The sequence below is a fragment of the Snuella lapsa genome (genome assembly GCF_039539345.1).
In the GTDB taxonomy this organism is placed as follows: Bacteria; Bacteroidota; Bacteroidia; order Flavobacteriales; family Flavobacteriaceae; genus Snuella; species Snuella lapsa.
The window spans coordinates 26,155-50,796 of the sequence record NZ_BAABCY010000006.1 but is presented as its reverse complement, the minus strand read 5'-3'; the positions used below and the strand labels follow the sequence as shown (position 1 = coordinate 50,796).

General features: G+C 36.3%; 23 protein-coding genes. 19 read left to right on the top strand and 4 right to left on the bottom strand.

Annotated elements, in window-relative coordinates:
* Positions 1–29: 29 nt before the first annotated feature.
* Positions 30–515 (top strand): hypothetical protein, encoded by a 486-nt coding sequence (locus ABD792_RS00655; RefSeq protein WP_345003767.1) that lies wholly within the window; start codon positions 30–32, stop codon positions 513–515.
* Here ABD792_RS00655 and ABD792_RS00650 read toward each other — a convergent pair.
* Entirely contained in the window at positions 502–1,365 is an 864-nt protein-coding gene (locus ABD792_RS00650) for a hypothetical protein (protein ID WP_345003766.1), read from the bottom strand. The genes ABD792_RS00655 and ABD792_RS00650 overlap by 14 nt on opposite strands.
* Positions 1,366–1,417: 52 nt before the next feature.
* Positions 1,418–2,530 carry a glycosyltransferase family 2 protein gene (locus ABD792_RS00645; RefSeq protein WP_345003765.1) on the bottom strand — a complete coding sequence of 371 codons (1,113 nt, stop codon included), beginning with the start codon at positions 2,528–2,530 and terminating at the stop codon, positions 1,418–1,420.
* A 274-nt stretch (positions 2,531–2,804) separates the two neighbouring features.
* Here ABD792_RS00645 and ABD792_RS00640 point away from each other — a divergent pair, with 274 nt between their 5' ends.
* The 14 genes from ABD792_RS00640 to ABD792_RS00575 all read left to right on the top strand — a co-directional run bounded on the left by ABD792_RS00640 (position 2,805) and on the right by ABD792_RS00575 (position 18,025).
* Positions 2,805–3,380 carry an RNA polymerase sigma-70 factor gene (locus tag ABD792_RS00640; protein ID WP_345003764.1) on the top strand — a complete coding sequence of 192 codons (576 nt, stop codon included), beginning with the start codon at positions 2,805–2,807 and terminating at the stop codon, positions 3,378–3,380.
* 181 nt (positions 3,381–3,561) lie between these two features.
* A complete protein-coding gene (locus tag ABD792_RS00635; protein WP_345003763.1) occupies positions 3,562–4,713 on the top strand; it encodes a FecR family protein in 1,152 nt (383 codons plus the stop codon).
* A 183-nt stretch (positions 4,714–4,896) separates the two neighbouring features.
* The gene (locus ABD792_RS00630; protein WP_345003761.1) at positions 4,897–8,451 is read left to right on the top strand and encodes a SusC/RagA family TonB-linked outer membrane protein; all 3,555 of its coding nucleotides are present in this window, start codon (positions 4,897–4,899) and stop codon (positions 8,449–8,451) included.
* An 11-nt stretch (positions 8,452–8,462) separates the two neighbouring features.
* Positions 8,463–10,007 (top strand): RagB/SusD family nutrient uptake outer membrane protein, encoded by a 1,545-nt coding sequence (locus tag ABD792_RS00625; RefSeq protein WP_345003760.1) that lies wholly within the window; start codon positions 8,463–8,465, stop codon positions 10,005–10,007.
* A gap of 24 nt (positions 10,008–10,031) precedes the next feature.
* Positions 10,032–10,694 (top strand): hypothetical protein, encoded by a 663-nt coding sequence (locus ABD792_RS00620; protein ID WP_345003759.1) that lies wholly within the window; start codon positions 10,032–10,034, stop codon positions 10,692–10,694.
* Between the two features lie 48 nt (positions 10,695–10,742).
* Positions 10,743–11,834 carry a DUF5007 domain-containing protein gene (locus tag ABD792_RS00615; protein WP_345003758.1) on the top strand — a complete coding sequence of 364 codons (1,092 nt, stop codon included), beginning with the start codon at positions 10,743–10,745 and terminating at the stop codon, positions 11,832–11,834.
* A 242-nt stretch (positions 11,835–12,076) separates the two neighbouring features.
* The gene (locus ABD792_RS00610; RefSeq protein WP_345003757.1) at positions 12,077–12,718 is read left to right on the top strand and encodes an outer membrane beta-barrel protein; all 642 of its coding nucleotides are present in this window, start codon (positions 12,077–12,079) and stop codon (positions 12,716–12,718) included.
* Positions 12,711–13,262: a crossover junction endodeoxyribonuclease RuvC gene (ruvC, locus tag ABD792_RS00605; RefSeq protein ID WP_345003756.1), complete on the top strand. Its 552-nt coding sequence runs from the start codon at positions 12,711–12,713 to the stop codon at positions 13,260–13,262. The genes ABD792_RS00610 and ruvC overlap by 8 nt, the downstream gene beginning before the upstream one ends.
* 63 nt (positions 13,263–13,325) lie before the next feature.
* Positions 13,326–14,501 carry a radical SAM family heme chaperone HemW gene (gene hemW, locus ABD792_RS00600; RefSeq protein ID WP_345003789.1) on the top strand — a complete coding sequence of 392 codons (1,176 nt, stop codon included), beginning with the start codon at positions 13,326–13,328 and terminating at the stop codon, positions 14,499–14,501.
* A gap of 346 nt (positions 14,502–14,847) precedes the next feature.
* Entirely contained in the window at positions 14,848–15,600 is a 753-nt protein-coding gene (locus ABD792_RS00595) for a cyclase family protein (RefSeq protein WP_345003754.1), read from the top strand.
* Positions 15,597–15,947: a DUF4260 domain-containing protein gene (locus ABD792_RS00590; RefSeq protein ID WP_345003752.1), complete on the top strand. Its 351-nt coding sequence runs from the start codon at positions 15,597–15,599 to the stop codon at positions 15,945–15,947. Before ABD792_RS00595 ends, ABD792_RS00590 begins: the two co-directional genes overlap by 4 nt.
* A gap of 1 nt (position 15,948) precedes the next feature.
* A complete protein-coding gene (locus ABD792_RS00585) occupies positions 15,949–16,311 on the top strand; it encodes an MmcQ/YjbR family DNA-binding protein (RefSeq protein ID WP_345003751.1) in 363 nt (120 codons plus the stop codon).
* 175 nt (positions 16,312–16,486) lie between these two features.
* Complete coding sequence (locus ABD792_RS00580; protein ID WP_345003749.1) at positions 16,487–17,317, top strand: hypothetical protein; 831 nt, start codon at positions 16,487–16,489, stop codon at positions 17,315–17,317.
* 129 nt (positions 17,318–17,446) lie between these two features.
* A complete protein-coding gene (locus ABD792_RS00575; protein ID WP_345003748.1) occupies positions 17,447–18,025 on the top strand; it encodes a PhnA domain-containing protein in 579 nt (192 codons plus the stop codon).
* A 2-nt stretch (positions 18,026–18,027) separates the two neighbouring features.
* Here the strand turns inward: ABD792_RS00575 and ABD792_RS00570 are convergent, their stop codons facing one another.
* Both ABD792_RS00570 and ABD792_RS00565 read right to left on the bottom strand, forming a co-directional pair.
* Positions 18,028–18,174, bottom strand: coding sequence for a hypothetical protein (locus tag ABD792_RS00570; RefSeq protein WP_345003747.1), 147 nt, complete (start codon positions 18,172–18,174; stop codon positions 18,028–18,030).
* A complete protein-coding gene (locus ABD792_RS00565) occupies positions 18,174–19,019 on the bottom strand; it encodes an AraC family transcriptional regulator (RefSeq protein WP_345003746.1) in 846 nt (281 codons plus the stop codon). Before ABD792_RS00565 ends, ABD792_RS00570 begins: the two co-directional genes overlap by 1 nt.
* A 153-nt stretch (positions 19,020–19,172) precedes the next feature.
* Here ABD792_RS00565 and ABD792_RS00560 point away from each other — a divergent pair, with 153 nt between their 5' ends.
* The 4 genes from ABD792_RS00560 to ABD792_RS00545 all read left to right on the top strand — a co-directional run bounded on the left by ABD792_RS00560 (position 19,173) and on the right by ABD792_RS00545 (position 24,636).
* Entirely contained in the window at positions 19,173–20,129 is a 957-nt protein-coding gene (locus tag ABD792_RS00560; RefSeq protein ID WP_345003745.1) for a dihydrodipicolinate synthase family protein, read from the top strand.
* Positions 20,130–20,327: 198 nt separating this feature from the next.
* A complete protein-coding gene (locus tag ABD792_RS00555; RefSeq protein ID WP_345003744.1) occupies positions 20,328–21,854 on the top strand; it encodes an aldehyde dehydrogenase (NADP(+)) in 1,527 nt (508 codons plus the stop codon).
* A 48-nt stretch (positions 21,855–21,902) separates the two neighbouring features.
* Positions 21,903–23,633 carry a DUF885 domain-containing protein gene (locus ABD792_RS00550; protein ID WP_345003743.1) on the top strand — a complete coding sequence of 577 codons (1,731 nt, stop codon included), beginning with the start codon at positions 21,903–21,905 and terminating at the stop codon, positions 23,631–23,633.
* Entirely contained in the window at positions 23,626–24,636 is a 1,011-nt protein-coding gene (locus ABD792_RS00545; protein WP_345003742.1) for a 4-hydroxyproline epimerase, read from the top strand. The genes ABD792_RS00550 and ABD792_RS00545 overlap by 8 nt, the downstream gene beginning before the upstream one ends.
* The last annotated feature ends 6 nt before the right edge of the window (positions 24,637–24,642 follow it).

Below are 24,642 nucleotides of genomic sequence, written 5' to 3'. Positions count from 1 at the left end.
ACCAAAAAAATTGTATTTTCGATTTCACGATGCGATCGATAAAGCAAATTGGAATTTTTCTGTTCGTTTTAGTACTGGTGTCATGCGAGTATTTTAACGTAAAAAAAACATCTCCAGAAGCCATTTTAAAGGAAGAGCTAAGAACTTTTAATTGGCAAGAAGTTGATGCCTATCCTAGTTTTGCCTTATGCGATTCATCCGAATCGAAACAAGTACGCAAACTGTGTTTTGAGCGTACACTAACTACGCACATAGCAGAGTATTTGCAAAAGGAAGCACTAATTGTTACCAAAGATGTTCAGGATACGATCTTATTGCAATTTCAGTTGTCCGAAAAAGGTGTTTTAGCACTTTTAAATGCTAAAATAGACTCGCTCACAACTAAAGAAATTCCTAATATTGGGAGCTTACTAGTGCAAAGCTTGGATTCATTACCGCAAATTTTTCCAGCACTAAAACGCGGTCAGCAAGTTAAAACAGAATTTGTTTTACCTATTATAGTTAAGGTAAATTAAACTTATATCCAAACGAAAAGTTAAGAGGAAAGCTATTATGGTAGTCTGCAAATACAGCAAATATTTCGTTACAATTAAAAGTTATAAAACTGGTATTTCCCAACTTTATATCAGATCCTAGTCCAAATATTAAAGGGACACTAAAACTGGTGTTTTTTTCATGCTCATCGGTGCCGTTTGCTTGGGTAAAAGTGCGATTCGAAAATGTAAAATGTGCCATTTGCAAGTTAAGGAATGTACTTCCTATATTGTTTTTTATAAACCGAAACCTGTAACCTAGAGCAAATTGTGAGGAAACATAATTTATGTGGTTGTTGTCTAAAGCCTGCTCAAAACTTAAATAACCACTTTGTCTGGCGGCACTATTTTTTTCGTAAATTTCAAAGATGGCTCCAAGAAAAGCAGAAGAAGCCTGTTCTGGAGTGTCTATAAATGGGTGATTTGTAATACCGCTATAAATGCCTATCCGGGATTGGGCCTGAACACGCTCTCCTGTGTAAGCATATCTTTTGTGGCCATTGGAATTATAGGCTCTAATGAACTGTTTTAAGCTGTAACGTCCAAAGCCAACATTTTTTGCTGACATATTTGTGCCTTTAGTTAGTAACTCTAATGTCTTTTTATATGTGTTACCGGCACTACTGGGATGAATTAACTCTGTGATAGTATCATTTTTATCCTTAATAAAAAAACGATATTGATCATTTTTCCGAAAAGATAGTAGGTGTAAAGCGCCTTTAATTTCAGTCTTGAGCAGTAGTGGCTCTCCATTTACTGTATAGGTTGTTTGAGACAAACAATTTAACGAACTTAATAGCAGAACACACAGTAGAAAAAATAAAGCTCTCATGAAACATGAAGTTTTCAAAAAACATATAAAGCTACGAAAATAAATAAAACTACTATTTGTTAAAATACCTTGCTTTCCATGTGTAGCCCTTAAAAATAGAGTTAGCAGCGATATACGTGCTGAAAAAAGGGTAGATAAAGAAGGCCAAAGTATAACTGCTTAATGCAGATTTAGTGTTAAAAAATGCAGCGGTTTTATAAATTAAATAAAAATCAACACAAAATTTAATGAGCAATGAATAAAGAAAGTAAGAACTGTTAAAAACTCCAGCTAAAGTTAATATTAAGCCACAAACAATCCAACTGTTCATTAGTAATACAACTAATCCGGTGAGTTTCCCGAACCAGTTGTTATAAGCACTCGTTTTAGCAGCCCAACGTACACGCTGGGATAGGAGATCTGGCCATGAATCTTGCGTTGCGGTGGTAACAATTGCTTGTTGACATTTTAAATAATGCACTTGACTAGGGTAGGCTTTTACTGCTTTTTCGAGGAAGAAAATGTCGTCACCGCCAGCAATATCTTCATTGCCATTAAAACCATGTAAACTCTTAAAAATTGATTTTTTGTAGCATAAATTAGCACCATTACATAAAAAAGGCTTTTTTAAGCCAAAACCTCCTATGGTAGCTCCTTGTAAACTCAACATGTCCAGTAATTGGAAACGATCTAAAAATGACTTTCCTGTGTTATATGTAACCGGAGCAGCAATGCATAAAGTGTCATTTTCTAGAATAAAACTATTAAAGCTATGTAGCCAGTCTTTAGGCAATATGCAATCGGCATCTGTGGTGATAATCCATTCATATTTAGATTGGTTAATAGCTTCAGTAATGGCATCTTTTTTTGGAGAATAACTGATCCTTTTATTAGGTATAACCCTGATGTTTACAGGCGAACTGGCAGCAGTTTTTTTTATTAAGAGTTTAGAATGATCGTTGGAATCATCATCTATAAAGATAACCTCAAACAGAGATGAAGGGTATTCTAGTAAAGTTATAGATGTTAATAGTTTCGGTAAATTTTCGGCTTCGTTCCTAAAAGGAATGATAATGGAAAAAGATATTTCGGCTTTCTTTACTTTAATTTTAAAAGGTCTAACCTTATCAAATCCGTATAGAAAGCATCCTATTAAAAGTAAGTATGAAAAGTAAATAAAGGTCATGTAAAATTGGTTGGTTTCGATTGTTAAAGGTACATCTAAAAGTTTTCTGTAATATTAGTTCTTTAAATAATCCAAGAAAATATTTTAGTAACACTTTTAATTCATTGTCTTTTCATGTTGAATTTGTAGGTTTTTTTTGTATCTAATGGGCAAAGTAACATTAATATGAAAATGATTGTAAATATCTGCATACTATACAGGATAACTTGGTTGGGGATAGATAGTATTTCTTAAATAAATTTCTATATTTGAAGAATTACTTTCTTCAAAGTAAATGAAAAAGCATTTTCTCCATAAAGATGAAAACCAGAATTTAATCAACTCTAAAACATTTAGGGTTGTTTACTTAAACCATTGGGATAAATTGTATGTTTATGCTTTTAACATTTTAAAGGATAAAAAAATATGTGAAGATTTGGTACAGGACATTTTCTTTACCCTTTGGAAAAATAGGAATACTACCAATATTCATAATATATCGGGATACTTATTTCAATCTTTAAAATTTAAGATATATAAACATTTTAGGGATACTAAGTTTATAGATATGGACATCGAAAAATTTCACAATATAAAAGAAACAAGTGAATCTCCATACGACATGATAACCCTACAAGACTTAGAAAGAATAGTTGCCATCCATAGCGAAAAACTACCCAAAAGATGTCAGGAAATTTTTTATTTAAGTCGTTTTGAATGTTTATCGCACAAAGAGATAGCAGATAAACTAAATATCTCTATTAGGACAGTAAAGAATCAGATTTCAGTGGCTCTCAAACACCTAAAAGTGCATTTGGAAAAGGAATCTTATGTTGTTTTACTTCTCTTTTTATACTTGCTTGTCTATTAGGTTGTTGTAAGGGTGAGAGAAAATAATTGTCTTTAATAATTTCTTCGTTTTGAAGCCGGTTTGTCAATTGGCAATACTCATGTGGTAAAAAAAAAATAAAAAAAGTATAGTACCATCTTGCCCTAAATGGAACTTATATAATGTAGCGATTCCAAATTAACACTAAACTATACTAAATATAATGCAGTCATCTAGAAAAGAAATAGAAAGCCTTATAGATAAATATCTTGAAGGGCGATGCACACCAACAGAAAAAAAGCTGTTGGAAAAATTTTTACAAAGTTATCAAAAGGATGATGAAGGATGGGTAGAGGCCAAACATGGAGAGCGACAGCTAATTCAAGACAATTTGTATAAAAAGATCCAAAAACGAATAGCTAGGAATGGTAACCAATATCCAAACAGTTTTCTAAAGAGAAAACGTGGATATTTAAAGTTTGCAGCCATTTTAATTCTGGGTATTTTTTGTGTTTCAAGTATCTATGTCTTTAGGAATCAGTTGTTCTTTAAGGGGTCTCTCGATAAAAATGATGTAATCTTAACCTTAGACAATGGAGAGGTTAAGACCATTCGTGAAGATGGTAACACACAAGTTAAAGATGCTAACGGAAACGTAGTTGGGCAATATATAGGTAAACATTTGATTTATTCGAGTGATTCCGAGGTGGAAAAACTAGTATATAATACGTTAACCGTTCCTTATGGTAAATTATTTGATTTGCGCTTATCTGATGGGACTCATGTTTTTTTAAACGCAGGAACCACTCTAAAGTATCCAGTAAAATTTATCAAGGGTATGGAAAGGAATATATTCTTGGATGGAGAAGCCTATTTTGAAGTGGCTAAAGATAAAGAACATCCCTTTATTGTGACAGTTGACGATAAAATAAATGTTAGAGCTTTAGGAACTACTTTTAATATCTCCAGTTATGAAGAAGATAGGGCTATTAACACTGTGCTATTGGAAGGTTCTGTGGGCATATATAAGAAAGAAGAACCGTTTAACCTAAAAGAAGCTGCGATATTGAGCCCTAATGATAAAGCTTCATGGGATAAGAAGCAACGTGAAATTGATGTTGAAGAAGTAGAAACAGATATTTATACGGCTTGGATGGACAGAAAGCTGATTTTTAAACATACACCATTTAAGATTATTAGAAAAAAATTAGAGCGGTATTACAATGTCACCATACAAAACAAGAATGCAGTTTTAGAAGAAAGTACGTTTAATGCTAGTTTTACCAATGAAACTATCGAGCAAGTTTTGCAAACATTAAGTAGTGGTTCAAATATCATTTATAAAATTAAGAACAAAAAGATAGTTATAGAATAACAGTAAACCAATTATAAAATTTAGAATTAATTATTAACCATAAAAATTAGTATTGCCGATGAAACACTAAGACATAAAATCTCTTTTACAAAAAAGTCACAAAAAACCGGAAAATGGTCGCAACATTTCCCGGAATATAAAGTGATTGCATTTAAATCAAAAAAAACAACCAAACACAAATTTATGAAAATACTTTGTAAAGTAAAGAGTAATGACTTTACTCTTTTTAAATTCGATTTAAAAATGAAGATAACCTCATTTTTTATATTGATAACACTTTTTCAAATACATGCCAATACGTATTCTCAAAGTTTTAGAATTTCGTTGGATCTCGAAAATGTAGCTATTGAAAAGGTGCTTGAAGAAATAGAAACAGCTTCTGACTTCAAGTTTTTTGTCAATACAGATCAAGTTGATGTAAAAAGAATTGTTTCCATTAAAGCAAAAAAGGAACGCATTTCAAAAATATTAAAATACTTGTTTGATAAGCAGCCAGTTACTTTTAAGGTTATAGATGAACAAATTGTTCTTAAATCAAATGTAAGTAAGGAAAAGACGGTTATGCCTAAAATTTCTCCGATTGAGCTGTCAGATATTAAACCTCAAGAGTATTTGATTAAAGGTAAGGTGGTAGACGGGAATGCGATGCCTATGCTAGGTGTAACGGTTCTTGTAAAAGGAACCAACACGGGAACTTCAACCGATTTTGATGGAAATTATACCCTAAAAGCAAAAGACCCTAATGCGGTGTTAGTCTTTTCATATATAGGGTTTACAACTAAGGAGATTCCAATTGCCGACCAAACAACCATTAATGTTACTTTAAACGAATCAGCATCTGAGTTAGATGAAATCGTGCTTATTGGGTATCAAAAAGTGTCTAAAAGAGAAGTCACAGGGGCCGTATCTAGCGTTAAATCTGATGCGATTGAAGGAATTCCTGTTTTGAATGTGTCAGGGCTTATTGCAACCCAAGTACCAGGTATGCAAAGCGTCACTATGACTGGAGCTCCGGCGGGTAGGGGTGCTTTGGTGATTAGAGGAAATACCAGTATTGGGGCGAACATTGATGCCGATATAGCTTACAGTAACCCTTTATATGTTGTAGATGGTGTACAAACAAGTTTGGAAGATTTAGCAGGTTATAACGTATCCAATCAAGATTTCCTGGCATCATTAAACCCCAATGATATTGAAAGTATTGATGTTTTAAAGGATGCTTCGGCCGCAGCCATTTATGGTTCCAGAGGAGCTAATGGGGTTATTATTATCGAAACCAAAAAAGGAAAATCTTTAGCAAGACCCGAATTTACCTTTTCTTCTAGTATAGGGATTCAGCCAAAACCCGAGTTAGCTCCTATGCTTGTAGGTGCTGCAGAGCGTAATGCCAAATGGGATATGATAAACAATTGGTGGGCACCTTACGAGTTGCAAAACGGTACAACACCCATGGTGTTATCAGATAGTTTAAACCCTGCATTTAATAATAATGTAGACTATCAAGGGTTGTTTTACAGAACCGGTATTGCTCAAAAATACAATATGAGTATGCGTGGCGGAAGTGAAGAAACAAATTATAGGGTGTCATTAGGGTACGACGATCAGGAAGGTGTTGTAAAGGGGACCGGTATAAAAAGGATAACGTTTAGTTCTAATTTAAACTTCAAAGCCGGTAAAAAATTTAAAGATCAGCTCATCACCAGATTTACTTATGGCGATCAATTAACAGGTCAAGGAAACCCTTATTATGGTGTTCAATATAATTATAGTCTAAATTCATCGCTACCAGTTAACCCAGCGGGATTAAATTCGTCCCTGTTTTATATCTCCGAAGCACGGCGCAAATCTTTAAAAGGTGAATTAAATGAAAAGTTAAATACCGATAGAACTTATGGTTTAACACTTTCTAATTTTGCTAATTTAGATCTTACAGATTGGTTAACGGTGAACTCTCAATTGAGTTACGTATATAATAGTAATAAAAAGAATTTCTACGAACCTTCGACTATTAGGACAGAAGGAGACGGATTTGCGAGTTACTCGCTTTACAATAGAAACAATCTTACCGCGGATACTTATTTAAGTTTGTTTAAAGAATTTAATAGTGGTGATCATCAGGTAACGGGTGTTATTGGTAATCGTGTAGATTATAACCAATATGAAACGATGAGGTTGGCTGCTTTTGGTTTTGGTAGTGATGCCATCAAGGTTATTAATGGTAGATATGCCTCAGATGAGATTACTGGAGATACAGATATAAGTGAAAATGCTTTAATATCATATTATGGACGTGGGTCTTATATGTTTAAAAATCGTTATCGGTTTGATGGTACTTTTAGTATCGATGGTTCCTCTCGATTTGGGGAGGATGTGCGTTGGGCAAAATTCTATTCAATGGCGGGAAGCTGGACGATCTCCGAAGAGCCCTTCTTTGAACCGCTTACCAATGTGATAGATTATTTAAAAGTACGAGGAAGCTGGGGAATTAACGGAAAGCAATTCTCTGAAAACTATAGAAGATATGGAGCTTACAGCTTAGGTTACGGAGGTAATACATTCTGGGCAAATCAAATGAATGTGTCCTCTTATGCAGGTGTTACTGGTGTAATTCCAAATTACAACAGAATAGGAAACTCCGCATTGACATGGGAAGAAACCGAACAATGGAATATTGGTTTTGACCTTGAAATGTTTAACCATAGATTCAATGTGAGTTTTGAAGCCTATAATAAGAGTACCGATCAATTATTCTTCGATGTGAGTTTCCCTGCTTATTCAGGCTATAATTATGCTCCTGCCAATATTGCAGGCGTTTTAAACTACGGATGGGAAACGATTTTACGCTATAAAGTATTTCCAAGAACCAGTGATTTTAATCTGGACTTAACGGCTGTTTTTTCGCAGAATAAAAACTTTATATCAAAGCTTCCTAATGGTAATCGTGATTATATAGGAGGTAATTATGGTTATGTGGTGGGTAGACCACTTAACTTATATAAAATGTTTATCAACGATTATATTATAGACGATTTAAGTCAGTTACCCGTAAACCCATTTACAGGTGAGCCGTTAACAGGTAAAGCAGCCTGGGCGGCTATAAGACCTGGTTTCCCTATATGGAGAGATTTGAACGGTGATTACCTTTTGAATGAAGAGCATGACCAAAAACTCGCAACTGAGTTTTCTCCAATTCCGGATATACAAGGAGCTTTTAACATAAACTTTAAATATAAAGGCTGGTACTTGCAAGCTTATAGCCAGTTCTCTTTTGGTGCAGACATAAAAAACACCGTACTAAATGCTTATTTGGATGCGTATGATCGCACTGGTGATGCTTGGGCAAGAAGAGGTTTGGCAGACTTAAGTGCACATACATTTTGGGAACAACCGGGCGATGGAGCGGCAGGTGTTGATTTTCCTGCTTTATACCCTACCGTGGGTAGCATCGGTGGGCCTTTTTACGGATTTAGAGGTAATCAAACACTATGGATAGAAAGCGGTGATTATTGGAAAATTACTAATGCGTCCATTGGTTATACTTTCGATCAAAAGGAAACCTTTATGAAAAATATTGGCCTTACCAGACTGCGTTTGTACGCTTCGGTATTGAACCCTTACCAATGGCAACGTTCTAAAAAAGTAGTGGATGCTTCTATGGTAGATGCCAAAGGATATACTTATGGAAATGGATATCCTCAAGCCAGAACAATTTCAATAGGAATTGATACTAAATTTTAAATTAAAAGATTATGAAACGATTTAAGAGTTTAAAAATATATGGATTGGTCTTGGCTTTACTAACAATTGTAAGCTGTAATGACCTTTTAGACAGGGAGCCAGTAAGTATTACACATCCAAACGTATTTTGGGTTAGCCAGGCAAATGCAGAACAGGCTGTTGCTGGAGCTTATGGCTTATTTAAAGAAGCTATTATGACGCAATCTAATTTCCTATATTGGGGAGAATGGACTGGTATGACTTTTATGGATAGTAGAAACTGGATTGTTAACTACATTGAAGGAAGTGGGAACTATGTTTTAGCTTATAGAGATGCCTCAAGAAACTGGAAGAACTTTTACAGAGCAGCTAACTGGGCACTTACAACGGAATTATATGTAGAAGATATGTCTGATGACTTATTCGATTCTACTGAAGACAAAAACAGAATAATGGGAGAGGCTGCATTTGTTCGTGCTTTAACCTATTTCTATATGGCTCGTATTTGGGGAGATGTGCCAATTATTGATGAATCCATAGAGAGTATCGATCAGCTTGTTACAGAAGACGGTTATATAGTTGATATAAGCAGAGCTCCAGAATTGGAAGTTTTGGATTATGCATTAGAGGCTGTTAATAAATCTATAAGTTTATTGGAATACTCTTCTCCTGGAGCTTCCGATTGGGCTATTAGAGCTAATAAAGCCAGTGCAGAAGCTTTAAAAGCACACATTGCCTTATGGTATGCAGGAAGAGATAATGACAACAGTACCATGATCCAAGAAGCTATTAATGCCACTACTTCCGTTATTAATAATAGTGGAGCTAGTTTAATCGATTATGCTTCTGAAGGACAAAATGGTGTTGACAGAATGTGCATTGGACAATCTGAAACCAGTTTATTTGAAATTAATGTGAGTTCAGATGTTAATGAGTCCTTTAGAGTAACAAAAGGTGATAACAGTCATACGGGGTTAACCTTAAATTATCCCTTCGCCTATTCTTCTGTTAATACTAACAGATCTCCGGGATGGAACGCTGATTTTTATGGTAATGAAATGATGGCTACAGATTCAGATAGAGAAAATGATGTACGTAAAGAGTTGTTTTTCTATGAATATGGTACAACGAATGGTTCTTTTTTAATGAAGTACTCGTATTCGACGCAAGATCCTGATTCGGAAAATGCCTATGCGCAGTTCTCTGAAGCCAATATTTTAATTTTCCGTTTAGCAGATATGTACTTACTAAGAGCCGAAGCAAATGCCAGATCAGGTAACGGAACTACTGCAGTTTCAGATATTAATATGGTTAGGAGCAAAGCAAATGTTCCTAATTACACAGGGGCAACAGATAGGACTTCCCTCTTTAAGGCCATTTTTGATGAACGCGCTATTGAATTTGTTGGTGAGGCCCAATCTGGTTACGACAGAATTCGAATGGATTACTTTGAAGGGGTTAGTTGGGCCAATCAGGTAAGGAACGATAAAAAAGGTTATTTCTGGCCAGTACACCCTTCCATAATTTCTATTAACCCATCCATTCTTCAAACAGAATACTGGAGAGGTAAACTGTAAGTAAAATTTAAGACAAGACATAATATGATGAAAAATATAATATTACCAATACTTCTGCTTTTTGCAGTTTATGCCTGCGACAATGGTGGCGACTATTTAACAGATGGAGGCCTTAGTAATCCAAATGTTGGTACAACTACTTTGGAATTCTTTAGATCCCATGAGCAGTTAGACACCTTGGCCATACTTATTGAACGTGCGGGTATGGAGGACTTGGTCAATGGCGAGACCACTATTTTTGCGCCAAACAACCTGTCCATTAAACACTATATTGACAAAGTTTTAAGTGAACTACGCCAAAGCGATCCATTGGCAGAATATACTGTAAATGACATTCCGGTAGACACACTTACTAAATATTTAGGAGGTTATATTTTTAACGGCAAAATAACCCGGGATAATATGACTCCAGATCAGGGTAAAATATATACCGCTACAAACGGAGAAGAGCGTCGTATCTCTTTGGAACCCACAAACCAATATGGAAACGAATTGGAATCGTACCCAGAGTATGTATACTTTACTTATAAGAATGGATCCGAATGGGATGACTGGGATAGAACGATAAACGATCCGGATGAAAAGGATGATAAGTTTGTAGTAAGAACGTCCAATTTGCAGTCCACTAACGGAATGATATATGTACTTCAGGGAGGGCATACACTATTTAATTACAAAAGTAATTAGTGCAATATTGTTTAAGTGTATAAGCGTATAATCTAAAAACAAAAACACATGAAAAATATATTTTATTCTTTTCTAACCATAACACTTCTTATTGTTGCTTGTAAGCCGCCAGAAATAGGCTATTTAAGTGACAATATCCACGCTTTGGAAGATACCATTTTTGCGCCGCGTGGCATTTTTGTAAAAAGTGCACCACCAGCCATCGAGGGATCTACGTACCCATTACACTGGGAGATAACAAGCATTACAGATGGTAATGGTAACCCCACAAATGCTTTGTTTGAGGAACATGAAATTTTAACATGGAAAGAACCTTTTAATCCAGAAACCGATACATCATTGGAAATAGTCAATCAAAAGTTAGAGTTAACAAATCAACCTTCTATTCTTATGAATGACGTTAGTGGCGAATTCGCCTTTACGCAATCCACCCGTAATGTAACGGATAATGATATTTACCATTTAAATGTTAAAGCGACCAACGTAAGGGGGGAACGCCAATTAGATGATTTTGTGGTGGTTAAACTGGAGCCTTTTGTGCCAGTAGAATTTCCTGTAGAAATGCGATCAAGGCTTAACTTGGTTAACCAGTCAAATGGTTCTTTGAGTGCACTATATACCTCCAAGATTACAAATGGTTTTGACGATAATGTCCCAAGTGTTCTAGATGGAACGCATCCTTACATTACTATTACTAAGATTAGTAATGAGCCTGCTTTAGGTGTCAATGTAAAAATGATAATTACCGATAGTTATGATAACCCTTTAGACCCAGCGAAAATACCTTTTTATCCTTCAGGGTCTTCCTATCTTCAAAATTATCACGATAACTCTATAGAAACGGTGTCTGATGCAACATCGACTACGTTTTCATTACCAGCACCTCCATTTCCTCAGTATGCGAGAAACTATGGTGGTAATAATTCATATTTAATGTATTATATTACAACACGTGATGCCTTCACGGTAGATACAGAAGCTTATGAAAATGATTATGGAGCCAAAGACTGGGCGCCATTTACCGATCCGGATACAGGCGTTATAGTTAACCAGGCTTACATTCGCTGGGGAATCAAAATTAACGATTCAGGTACTTGGGAGATTAAAATGCGTATCCCCTATACAAAACTAAAGGTATAACCTTTAAAAAAAAATTGGGATACTAATTTAAAAACAAGGCTAGGTAATTATCTAGCCTTGTTTTATGTTATGAAATAGTATAAAAAATTATTGAAAGAATATTTTTTTACTCTTGTTGGTAGGAGGAGATTAATACCATTGTTTATATCATAATCAGTTGCGGCAAAAAAGAATTGATTAGTTTTGTATGATATTACATTTGTGGTTTAGACCAATGTAAGCAAATAAAACTACCATATGTTATGACCTCAAGTTTTAAAAGATATAAATACTTTGTTTTTGCTATTGGTATGATGTGGTTTTTTCAGGGGAATGCGCAGGGAGACCCGAGTACATTTAAGGGACAAATAGCATTAGGCGTCAATAGTCCTTCGCAATCGGGGTTTGTAGATGATTTTGAGGCAAAATCTGTAAATTTTCCCAGCATCAATTTGGGAGTTCAGTATATGTTTAATTCCTTGTTGGGAACAAAACTGGATTTTGGATACAATCGTTTTTCTAATCTGGATAATACGCCCGAATTTAAAGTGAATTATACCAGGCTTAACGCCCAACTGGTTTGTAATGTAACACGCGTTTTAGGTTTTGTACCGCAACGCATTGGGGTTTTTGCCCATGCCGGTCCGGGATTTTCAATGATAAAGCCTTTGGTAGATTATGGGGAGAACGATACGTCTTTCCTTAATGCGATGGGAGGTTTGGAATGCCATTTTGGAGTGTCTGATGCCTTATCGGTTTATTTGGATGCTTCCTATATTTTAGGATTGGGCGATGACTTCGATCCGGTAACCACCGGATATGGATCATTTAATGGAAACCTCCTAACGTTTACCGTTGGATTTTCAATTTCGCTTAGTGGTTGTTATTATTGTGAGCATGAGTAAAGAACGTATTATATTGGGGATCGATCCGGGAACGACCGTTATGGGGTTTGGACTTATAAAAGTTGTTGGAAAGACCATGCACTTCTTACAGCTAAATGAACTGGATCTGAAAAAGTACGACGATCATTATTTAAAGTTGAATCTTATTTTCGAACGTACTATCGAGCTTATTGATACACATCACCCCGATGAAATAGCGATTGAGGCTCCTTTTTATGGCAAAAATGTGCAAAGTATGCTTAAACTAGGTCGGGCCCAGGGGGTTGCCATGGCGGCAGGTTTGAGCAGGCAGATACCAATTACCGAGTACTTGCCCAAAAAAATAAAGATGTCTATAACTGGTAATGGAAATGCCAGTAAAGAGCAGGTGGCTAAAATGCTTCAAGGGATGCTGGGATTAAAAACTTTGCCTAAAAATTTGGATGCTACCGATGGATTAGCTGCCGCCGTTTGCCATTTTTATAATTCGGGTAAGGTGTCGGTAGGTAAAAGTTATTCGGGATGGGCAAGTTTTGTAAAACAAAATCAGGACAAAATAGGTTAACTCATTTTTTGTCAGGCATGATTGGTAATGACAGGGTATGTTTTGTATAATTTATTGTAATTCATAAATCTAAAATCGAAGATCATCGCAGGTATCTATATTCATATTCCCTTTTGTAAGCAGGCATGTTTTTATTGCGACTTTCACTTTTCAACCTCTCTGAAGAAAAAAGACGATTTGGTTAAGGCATTGCTTGCCGAATTGGAATTGCGAAAGGATGAATTTAAGGGACAAAATGTTGAAACGATATATTTGGGAGGTGGTACCCCCAGTTTATTGAGTGATGATGAATTAAGAAGTATTCTTGGTGCCATTTATAAAGGCTATAACGTAACAGAGGCTCCCGAAATAACACTTGAGGCCAATCCAGATGATTTAACCAAAGAACGATTAATGTCATTAGCAGATACCGGAATTAATCGGCTGAGTATTGGGATTCAGTCATTCTTTGAAGACGATCTGAAAAGTATGAACCGGGCACATAATGCATTGGAAGCCCAAAGATGTCTGGATATCGCGCAGCATTATTTCAATAATATTACCATCGATCTTATTTATGGTATTCCGGGTATGGATATTAATAAGTGGGATCATAATTTGGAAATAGCTTTTAAGTTCGGGGTCAATCATATTTCGAGTTACGCCTTAACGGTTGAGCCAAAAACGGCTTTGGATACATTTATCCGAAAAGGGACCTATCCACCTTTAGACGAATCTTTGGCATTGCAGCATTTTAATCATTTAATGGATAGAACAACCGAGCAGGGCTTTGTACATTACGAAATTTCAAATTTTGGAAAACCGGATTATTTTTCAAAGCACAATACATCGTACTGGCAGGGAAAACCATACATAGGTATAGGACCATCGGCGCATTCCTTTAATAGAATACAACGCAGTTGGAATATAGCCAATAACACAAAATACATACAGGCTATCCAAAAAGGGGTACAGCCGGTAACCATCGAGGAGCTGTCCATTCAGGATCGGTATAATGAGTATGTAATGACCGGACTCAGAACCATTTGGGGAATATCTTTAAATACTATCGCAAGTGATTTTGGAGAAGTCTATAAGCATCATGTATTGGAAGCTGCACAGACGTATTTTAATGAAGGCTTACTGACTCTTTTGATCGATGTTGATAACGAAAAAAATCACATTGAGAAAATAACAACCACACCAAAAGGGAAATTTTTAGTGGATGGTATTGCGTCCGAACTCTTTATGCTGAACTAGATTCAGTATCTAATAAAATTTCAATTTTGAAAGAAGCATATGTTTACATATTGTCCAATAAAAATTGAACAGTCCTGTATGTAGGTGCAACAAAAATTTGAAAAAGAAATTGAAATGCATCTTAAAGGTTAAGCAGCCTTATCTACCAAAAGGTATAATGTTCATGAGTTGTTGTACTTTGAAAGATTTGACGAATATCATGAGGCTTTTATTAGGAAAAACAAATTAAAAACTGGAAGGCTAATGGAAACGGAATTTAATTAAAACATAGAATCCAGATTTAAAAAACTTATATTTGGAGTTATAGTATCTTAATTTTAAAGATGCTGAAATAAATTCAGCATAAATGATTGCAACTATTCAATACAGATCCAAAAAACTTCAAATAGATTTGTCTAAACCCATTGATATTTCAATGCCTTTGCAAGCGTCGAAGAAGAATGTGAATGCCTGGTATATTGGTCCACCCAGAATTGAACCTGTGGTTGAGGGTGACTGGATCGCCAGTGTAAAAGAAGGGGCCAGTATCAATTTTAATAATATTTATTTTAATCCACACGCTCATGGTACACATACGGAGTGTGTGGGGCATATAACAGAGCGGCCCTATTCGGTAAATAAGAAATTAAAGCAATTTTTCTTTTTGGCAGAAGTTATTACCGTAGCTCCCGAAAAGCTAAAAGACGATTTTGTGATTTCAAAAAAGCAATTACAGTTTGCTATTGGTAATAAAAAAAGAGAGGCGATTGTTATAAGAACGATTCCTAATACTAAGGAAAAGTTATATGCTCAGTATTCTCACACCAATCCCCCTTATTTATTAGAAGATGCCGCTATTTATTTGCGAGAAAAGGGGGTGCAACATTTATTAGTAGATTTACCCAGTATAGATAAGGAGAAGGACGATGGTATGCTATTGGCACATCGTGCATTTTGGAATATTGAAGGTAGTTTACGAAAACATGCAACGATAACCGAATTTATTTTTGTGCCAAATTCTGTGGTAGATGACATTTATATTTTAAACTTGCAAATAGCGTCTTTTGAGAATGATGCCACACCTAGCAAGCCCATCCTTTATAAAATTGAAAACACATGAGTCTAGTTTTAAAAATGGAAGAGTTACTGCTCTTTGTATTAGGTGTATATTTTTTTAATATTCTCGATTTTAGTTGGTGGTGGTTTTTGGTGCTACTGCTAACTCCAGATATAGGGATGTTAGGATATTTGGTCAGTGCAAAGGTAGGAGCCATAACCTATAACGTGTTGCACCATAAAGGGCTAGCTGTTTTATTGTATTTGGGAGGAATTTATTTAGGAAGCCAGATAATACAATTAATTGGTGTTATACTATTTTCCCATGCCGCTTTAGACAGGGTTTTTGGTTACGGTTTGAAGTATTTGGATAATTTTAAACATACCCACTTAGGGAATTTGGAAAAGTAATATGAATATTGAGCAACTTCGAGATTATTGTTTAAGTAAAAAAGAAACAACGGAAGATTTTCCGTTTGATGAAAATGTATTGGTATTTAAGGTGTTAGGTAAGATATTTGCTTTAGTGCCGTTAGATGCCTGGGAACAGGGAAAAGCTTCGGTAAATTTAAAGTGCGATCCAGAATATTCAGAAACGTTACGATCTGATTACAGCAGTATACGGCCAGGTTTTCATATGAATAAAAAACATTGGAATACCGTTTATATCCATGAAGGCGAATTGTCGTCAGAATTTATTTTACATCTCATAGACCACTCCCATGAAATGGTTGTAAAAACCATGCCTAAAAAAGTAAGAGATACATTAATTTAACTGGAAAATGCTTACGAATGTAAAACGAGTGCTTTTTTGTTGTATATTTAGTACTCTCCAAAAATAGTTCCGATTAATAGTAAATAAAAGATTGTCTCAAATCTTGTTTTCAGTCCCCGAGCCTTAAAGAAGTATTTGATTTTAACTAGTATACTAATTTAAATTTTATCAGATTATGAAAACAATCAATCGATTATTTACAGCACTACTAAGTTTGGTTTTGTTGTTTAGTACCACTACACTTTTGGCCCAACAAGATGTACCTGAGCGCCCACAGTACATTGCAGTAACAACTATGCATTGGAATATGGATTATGAAGACTTTAAAATGGAGGAATGGAAGGCCGTAGAAAAAGAGTATTTAGATAAGGTGACCATGAAAAATGAATACATTATGGGAACTTCTACCCATTTACATATGTTTACAGCAGATAACACTGAAATAAAATATGTTCAGGCCTTTGCCTCTTGGAATGACATAGACAAAGCTACAGAAAGGAGTAAAAAGTTGGAAGAAGAAGCTTGGCCCAATGAAGAAGAAAGAAAAGCATTCATAAAAAAGAGAATGGCCTATTATGCTAACGAGCATTCCGATGAAATTTATGTAACGATGGGTAGAGCTAAGCTTATGGATGCTAAACCAGATAAGGATTTAATTACTTTTGTAAGAGTTAGCCATTTTGCTTTTCCAGAAGATGGATCGAAGGATGAGTTCGAAGAGTTAGGAGAAAGTTATTTTGATGAACTAATTAATAAGAATGAATATATAAAAGCCTATTATCCGCATGCACATGCTTGGGGAGCGGACAGAACAGAGTTTGTTGAAGCGTTTATAGTGGAGTCTTTAGCCGATCTAGATAAAATGTTTGATAGATTTCAAGAACTAAGAAAAGAAGCATGGCCAGATGAAGAAGCCCGTAAGGATAGAGGTAAGAAAGTAGGTAAATATTTTACCGGAGTACATGGCGATTATATTTATCAGTCGGTGCATGAACTCAGAAAATAAAAGATGAGATTTTTATGGTTTAGTCAAAAGATGCCTTTTCCGGCATCTTTTTCTTTTTTAAAAAATAGAGATTACCATTGTAAGAGCCTTAATTTAGGTGTATTATTGCAAAATCAAAAAATCTATATTATGAGTGTATTGCAAACCTTAAAAGAAAGAAGTAATTCAACCTGTGAGTTATGTACCGCTACCAACGATTTAAAACAATATGTCATTCCCCCATCTTTGAATGAAACGGTAGATAACAGTGTCTTGGTATGTAATACCTGTTTAGATCAGATCGAGGGCAATACAGATATGGATGCAAACCATTGGCGATGTTTAAATGACAGTATGTGGAGTGAGTTTGTGGCTGTTCAGATAATGGCCTGGCGAATGTTGCAACGATTACGTAAAGATGGATGGCCTCAAGATTTGTTGGATATGATGTATCTGGACGATGAAGCTTTGTCTCTAGCCAGGGCTACTGGTGAAGATAAGGATGAAAGTGAAAAAATAATTCACCGCGATGTGAATGGCGTAATTCTGGAGAATGGCGACTCTGTAGTTTTGGTGAAAGATCTTAAGGTTAAAGGATCCAGTATGGTTGCCAAACAAGGTACGGCTGTTAGAAACATTCGATTAGATCATGAAAATGCAGAGTATATTGAAGGTAAAGTAGATGGCCAGCAAATAGTAATTGTTACCCAATACGTCAAGAAAACTTAAAGTCAGGTGTCTTTATCGTTATTCTTTCTAAAGAATCCGAATCCAAGAGGAATAACTAAGAACAGAAAGAAAAACTTTCCTGTTACAATACCAAAAATAGTAATAATCAATCCAATGCCTAAAAGAATATAAAGGTGTTGTCGTTTCATTAATCGTTCACTTTTCTGTAAATGTTTGGTGCTATTCCTTTTAAGGTTTTAAATTGTCTGTTAAAGTTAGATATATTATTGAATCCCGATTTTTCCGATACGTGTATTATTGGTAGATCTCTGTGACTTAATAATAATTTACAGGCATTTTCAATGCGTAATTCGTTCAAAAACCCAAAATACGTTTTATTGGTACGCTTCTTAAAATATTTGCAGAAAGCATTTTTAGTCATATTGGCCACATTGGAAATAGCTTCCAACGAAATGTCCTTATGATAATGGGTCATGGTATATTCGAAAATATCACGCATGCGCTTGCCTTCTATGTCGGTATACTTTTTATCATAAATAAAAGACGATAGACTTTTATAGGAGGCCACCGAGGCTATTTTAAGTAGTTCCAATAAGATAATGAACCTGCTTAACTTAGAAGCGGTTTCCAGTGTGTAAAATAAACTGTGGATGGCCTCTTTATCCGAAGTAATTTTAAATCCATGTGCGGCACGCTTAAAAAAAGGTTCCAATTCATGTAATTCCTCCAGGCTGAAAAAATGAGTCCCAAAGGCAGCCTTAGTAAAAAATAACGTGAGCATATGCGATTTTTTGCCAACGCTCAGATCGCTTTTAAAGACATGGGGTAGATTACTCCCGATAACTAAAACATCTCCATCGGAATAGTCGTTAATAGTATCACCAACAATTAAAGTACCCTCACCCTCCACGACAAGACTCAGCTGAATTTCTTCATGTTGATGCAATTGATCGTAAAATGTGGTTTCAAGATCAACCTGATAGACCAAAGCGTCCGATTCGGGTTTAGGTATTTTAAAAGGTAAGACTTTCATTTTTAATCTTTAATGAACTAAAAATATAAAAATTATCCTTAAAATTTAATATAATAACTCATAATGGATAATATAGTATCATTTGTGGATAAAACGAACATAGCGTATATAAGCATCTGTATGTAATTTTGAACTGTATAAATAATAGAACTTATGAGTATTCAATGGAAGGGTGTAATGCCCGCAGTGTTTACATGGTTAAAAGAGTCAAAATCAGGCGCTCTTGAAATTGACCTTGATGCAACACAAAAACAGGCCGCAGGTATTTTAAAAACTCAAGGAAAGGGCGGAAGCAGAATGAACGGACTTGTTGGTTCTGGTACTCTGGGAGAGAATAGCTACCTGAGTGCCAAACAGCGTCTTTCTTTACTTAAATCCCTTTCTGAAGTTGCTAAAGAATACAATGTTCCGTTAATCAGCGGAGCTTCAGCAGAAACTAAGGAAGAACTTGCCAAAATCATTGAAGGACTTGCAACAGTTGGAGTTGATACTGTCATGATCATGCCACCAAAAACTAAGGCGGTTCCTTCTGAAAAAGAAATGTATGAGTACTATGCACTTTCTGAAGCAACTGCAAAAAATGTAGGCGTAACAATTATGCCTTATAACAATCCCGATGCAGCTGGTTATCATGCGCTCTCAACTGACCTTCTTATAAGACTTTCTGTTCTTCCTAAAGTAACTGCTCTTAAAATATCGACTATAGATGTTTCAATTATTGAAACTCTGATGTTAGAGAATAAAGATTTAAAAGTTTTGGCAGGAGTAGATACAGTCACTGTATATGCAGGACTCGCTGGGGCATGTGGTGGGATTACAGGTGTAGGTACTATCTTCCCAAAAGCAAGTGTTACTATGCAGGAGTATGTTTTAAATGGAGAATGGGCTGAGGCAAACAAAATTTCTCAGGCTTTAAATTCTCTGTCGTATCTGGATGCTCAGCCGCTCCTTATGGAATATCTCAAGCTTGCTATGGGAATTCATCATAATGATGTTGCTGGAGGGCTGCGTACCTTTGGTAAGAAATTAACTAAACAACAAATTGATGATGTCCGTGCAAGATATATTCTGGCAAAAGAAAGACTTGAAGTTATGGACTTAATAAGTTGATCTTTTCAAATATTCAAAAATGAGAAAGCTTCATTTTTACAGAAGGCATAATGTAGACATTATAACACGTTTATCATAATTCTAGAGATGGTTATGAGAAAAGGTTTTTCATTTCAAGGTATTATTTAAAAATACCTAATTATCAAAAAAAGTAGCTTACAAACGAGTAAATTTGAAAAAACATTTAAAAAATAAGGAATGATTACAGGGAAAAATTATATAGGAAATAAGTTGTCAGCAAATGGGAGTGTAACCCATCATACTATTAATCCTAAATTAAATATAGAAACTTCAACACCCTTTTTTGAGGCAACAGAAGCAGAAGTAGATGAAGCAGTAACACTTGGCTGGGAGGCATTTAAAACTTATAGAAAGATCCCTGGATTTAAAAGGGCGGCATTTCTAAACGCTATTGCTGATGAGATTTTGGCTTTAGATAAGGAGTTGATTGAAGCATATACAACGGAATCAGGTTTGCCAGAAGGACGTGCTATAGGTGAGCGAGGAAGAACTGTGTTTCAATTGCGTTCTTTTGCCGATTTGGTATCGAAAGAAGACTGGAGAGAAAACGTTATAGATGAAGCCATTCCAGATAGACAGCCTTTGCCTAAAGAGGATTTACGAAAAACTTTAATTCCATTGGGACCGGTTGTGGTTTTTGCAGCCAGTAACTTTCCCTTGGCTTTTTCTACGGCAGGAGGAGATACAGTCAGTGCATTGGCAGCAGGCTGTCCCGTCATTGTAAAAGCGCATGCGATGCATTCCGGAACGGCCGAATTAGTCGCATCAGCCATTATTAAAGCTGCTGAAAAAACTGGAATGCCCAATGGTGTTTTTTCTAATATTATGGGGAGAGGAAGAACCGTTGGTACAGCGCTTGTAAAGCACCCAAAAGTTAAAGCGGTGGGATTTACAGGAAGTATTTCCGGTGGTCGTGCCTTGTTCGATCTGGCTGCACAACGGGAAGAACCTATTCCGGTATTCGCAGAAATGGGAAGTATAAATCCGGTTATTATTACTTCAAAAGCTCTTGATAAAAGATATGCAGATATAGCAGATACTTACGCCAGTTCAATTACTTTAGGAACAGGCCAGTTTTGTACCAATCCAGGTTTAATTTTAACGGTGGAAGGAGACAATACACAGGCTTTTGTCCAGGATTTAGCAGAAAAAACCATCGCTATCGAAGCGCAATGTATGTTACACCCTAATATCAAGCAAGGTTTTGTCGAGAATGGACAAAGTGTAACATCGCAAAAAGGCGTGGAAATTGTAGGTGTTGTTGAAGGTGATTTAGAACCAAATTATGCAGCATCACTAATAGCTACCATATCGGGGGCTGATTTTTTAGCAAACCCTAAGACCGGTCAAGAGGTATTTGGGCCATTTTCGTTAGTCGTGAAATGTAAGAACGAGGAGGAGCTGTTAAAAGTTATTAATAATTTAGAAGGACAATTAACAGGAACCATAATTGCCGAAGAAGAGGAATATGCGAATCTGCACGATTTGGTAGATGCTTTGGAAAACCGCGTTGGTAGAATTATCTTTAACGGTGTGCCAACGGGTGTTGAGGTTTGTCCATCTATGCAACACGGAGGGCCGTATCCAGCTTCAACTGATTCCAGATTTACGGCTGTAGGAGCCAATGCTATAAAAAGATGGGTGAGACCAGTTAGCTACCAATCGTTCCCAAATGAGCTATTGCCCGATGCACTTAAAAATTAAAACTATAAAGAGAGAGGTAGTGAACAATAATAATAACTAGGGAATCATATGAATCGGTTACAATATATTCCCTTGCTGATATTATTACTGGTGTTTAATAGTAATAAGATTGTTGCCCAAAATGCATCGGCCCAATTAAAAGTAGTAATTAATAGCTATCAAGGTCATAACGGATATGATGAAACAGCATATCCGTTAGGTCTTTTTACAAAAGATTTTTATAAAGCAGAAGCCACATTTGCTAAATCTAAATTAGATGAATTGTCAAAGATAGATAATAAGGAACTATCAGAGACGGAGCAGATATCGATGCGTCTTTTAGCTTTTGTCTTGCAGGACAAAATCGATTTTTACACCTTTGAGAACTATTTAAACCCTATATTGTCGGATGCGGGGTTTCATAGTAATTTAACCTACATGGTTCGGCCGCTAACCAATTACCTACAGGTAAAAAACTATTTAAATAAATTAAAGGCCATTCCCAGTTTTGTAGATCAACATTTTGAGAATTTAAGAGAAGGTCTAAAAAAGGGAATGTCTCAGCCCAGAGTTATTTTTAAAGGATATGAGTCTACATACAATACACATATTGTAGCTAATTATGAAGACAGTTTTTATTATTCCCCTTTTAAGGCACTACCGAATGATTTAAGCCAAACGCAAAAGGATTCAGTGTTAGCAGTTGCAAAAGATGTGATAGAAAAGGTTGTAACAACTCAGTTTAAAAGAATAAAAACCTTTTTTGAAACCGAATATTTGCCTAAAACACGAACAAGTCTTGGGGTATCTGAAGCACCTAATGGGAATGCGTTTTACCAAAATAGAATTAACTACTATACAACGAGTACGGAATATACCGCGGAGGATATCCATCAAATAGGACTTAAAGAGGTGGCGCGGATCAAGGCTGAAATGGAAAAAATAATTAAAGCATTGCATTTTAAAGGTAGTTTTTCGGACTTCTTTCAGTTTTTGCGGACAGATGCCCAATTCTATGCCAAAACGCCAAATGCATTATTAATGTCTGCCCGCGATATTGCCAAACGGGCCGATGCGCAGTTGCCAAGGTTTTTTAAAACCCTGCCCAGAAAGCCTTATGGAGTGGCACCCGTACCGGATGCTATTGCTCCTAAATACACCAGTGGGCGTTATGTCGGAACATCAAAAAACAGTACCGATCCGGGATACTATTGGGTGAATACCTATGATCTCCCCAGTAGGACATTGTATACCTTGCCGGCATTAACCGTGCATGAAGCAGTTCCAGGGCATCACTTACAAATGAGTTTGAACAACGAGCTGGGTGATAGTATTCCCGGTTTTAGAAGACACCTGTACCTGTCTGCTTATGGAGAAGGTTGGGGACTCTATTCTGAGTTTTTGGCCGATGAGATGGGACTTTATACAACCCCCTATGAAAAATTCGGACAACTAACTTACGAAATGTGGCGCGCATGCCGTTTGGTTGTCGATACTGGAATTCATGCTAAAGGTTGGACCAGGCAACAGGTGGTGGATTATATGGCTTCCAATACAGCCTTATCGTTACACGAGATCAATACCGAAACCGATCGTTATATTTCCTGGCCTGGACAGGCATTGTCGTACAAGATTGGGGAATTAAAAATTAGGGAATTACGCAAAAAGGCCGAGAATGTGCTGGGAGCAAAATTTAACATTCGGGACTTTCATGAAGTGATTTTAGGACAAGGAACCGTAACCTTATCGATTCTGGAGAAGCGGGTCAACAATTATATTGAGAAAATAAAAAATGAGTAAAAGTACATTTGTTTGTATTGATGCACATACCTGTGGAAATCCGGTACGTGTAATAAAAGAAGGTGGGCCTGAGCTGGTTGGAGAGAACATGAGCGAGAAGCGGCAGCACTTTTTAAAAGACTACGATTGGATTCGTAAAGGATTGATGTTCGAGCCCCGTGGTCATGACATGATGAGTGGTAGTATTTTGTACCCACCGCATGATCCGAATAATGATTTTGCAATTTTATTTATAGAAACATCGGGATGCCTGCCAATGTGTGGTCATGGTACGATAGGAACCATTACCATAGCCATTGAAGAAGGTTTGGTAACACCAAAAGTACCCGGTAAAATTCGAATGGAAGCCCCGGCGGGTTTGGTAGAAATTGAATACCAGCAAACGGGAAATAAGGTAGATTGGGTAAAGCTCATTAATGTAAAAAGTTACCTCGCAGCAGAAGGATTAACTATAGAATGTCCGGAGTTAGGTGAGATCACTTTCGATGTATCTTATGGAGGCAATTATTATGCGATTGTAGATCCGCAACCTCATTTTGAAGGCGTTCATGCTTTTTCAGCTTCCAAAATCATCCAGTACTCGCAGGTGGTAAGACAACGTATCAACGAAAAATATAAAGATATGTTTGTCCATCCTGAGAATTCAACCATCAGGGATGTAAGTCACATGCTGTGGACCGGCAACCCAATAGATCCCAGTTCATCCGGACGTAATGCCGTATTTTATGGTGACAAGGCTATTGACAGGAGCCCTTGTGGTACCGGGACATCAGCACGGCTGGCTCAGCTATATGCTCAAGGGAAATTAAAAATAGAAGAGCCTTTTGTGCATGAGAGTTTTATTGGCTCCAAGTTTATTGGACGTGTGGAAGAAGAAGCCATTGTGGGAGGTCAAAAAGCTATCATCCCTAGTATTCAGGGATGGGCTAAAGTATATGGTCATAATACCATTACAATTGATACTGAAGACGATCCGTACGCGTTTGGTTTTCAGGTAATATAGATTCTT

Coding starts and splice junctions, on each gene's coding strand:
- ABD792_RS00630 (WP_345003761.1), top strand. CDS start 4,897: ATGAAAATACTTTGTAAAGTAAAGAGTAATGACTTTACTCTTTTTAAA.
- ABD792_RS00570 (WP_345003747.1), bottom strand. CDS start 18,174: ATGAAACGACAACACCTTTATATTCTTTTAGGCATTGGATTGATTATT.
- ABD792_RS00565 (WP_345003746.1), bottom strand. CDS start 19,019: ATGAAAGTCTTACCTTTTAAAATACCTAAACCCGAATCGGACGCTTTG.
- ABD792_RS00555 (WP_345003744.1), top strand. CDS start 20,328: ATGATTACAGGGAAAAATTATATAGGAAATAAGTTGTCAGCAAATGGG.
- ABD792_RS00595 (WP_345003754.1), top strand. CDS start 14,848: ATGATTGCAACTATTCAATACAGATCCAAAAAACTTCAAATAGATTTG.
- ABD792_RS00635 (WP_345003763.1), top strand. CDS start 3,562: ATGCAGTCATCTAGAAAAGAAATAGAAAGCCTTATAGATAAATATCTT.
- ABD792_RS00645 (WP_345003765.1), bottom strand. CDS start 2,530: ATGACCTTTATTTACTTTTCATACTTACTTTTAATAGGATGCTTTCTA.
- ABD792_RS00625 (WP_345003760.1), top strand. CDS start 8,463: ATGAAACGATTTAAGAGTTTAAAAATATATGGATTGGTCTTGGCTTTA.
- ABD792_RS00550 (WP_345003743.1), top strand. CDS start 21,903: ATGAATCGGTTACAATATATTCCCTTGCTGATATTATTACTGGTGTTT.
- ABD792_RS00640 (WP_345003764.1), top strand. CDS start 2,805: ATGAAAAAGCATTTTCTCCATAAAGATGAAAACCAGAATTTAATCAAC.
- ABD792_RS00620 (WP_345003759.1), top strand. CDS start 10,032: ATGATGAAAAATATAATATTACCAATACTTCTGCTTTTTGCAGTTTAT.
- ABD792_RS00655 (WP_345003767.1), top strand. CDS start 30: ATGCGATCGATAAAGCAAATTGGAATTTTTCTGTTCGTTTTAGTACTG.
- ABD792_RS00650 (WP_345003766.1), bottom strand. CDS start 1,365: ATGAGAGCTTTATTTTTTCTACTGTGTGTTCTGCTATTAAGTTCGTTA.
- ABD792_RS00560 (WP_345003745.1), top strand. CDS start 19,173: ATGAGTATTCAATGGAAGGGTGTAATGCCCGCAGTGTTTACATGGTTA.
- ABD792_RS00615 (WP_345003758.1), top strand. CDS start 10,743: ATGAAAAATATATTTTATTCTTTTCTAACCATAACACTTCTTATTGTT.
- ABD792_RS00545 (WP_345003742.1), top strand. CDS start 23,626: ATGAGTAAAAGTACATTTGTTTGTATTGATGCACATACCTGTGGAAAT.
- ABD792_RS00575 (WP_345003748.1), top strand. CDS start 17,447: ATGAGTGTATTGCAAACCTTAAAAGAAAGAAGTAATTCAACCTGTGAG.
- ABD792_RS00610 (WP_345003757.1), top strand. CDS start 12,077: ATGACCTCAAGTTTTAAAAGATATAAATACTTTGTTTTTGCTATTGGT.
- ruvC (WP_345003756.1), top strand. CDS start 12,711: ATGAGTAAAGAACGTATTATATTGGGGATCGATCCGGGAACGACCGTT.
- ABD792_RS00580 (WP_345003749.1), top strand. CDS start 16,487: ATGAAAACAATCAATCGATTATTTACAGCACTACTAAGTTTGGTTTTG.
- ABD792_RS00590 (WP_345003752.1), top strand. CDS start 15,597: ATGAGTCTAGTTTTAAAAATGGAAGAGTTACTGCTCTTTGTATTAGGT.
- ABD792_RS00585 (WP_345003751.1), top strand. CDS start 15,949: ATGAATATTGAGCAACTTCGAGATTATTGTTTAAGTAAAAAAGAAACA.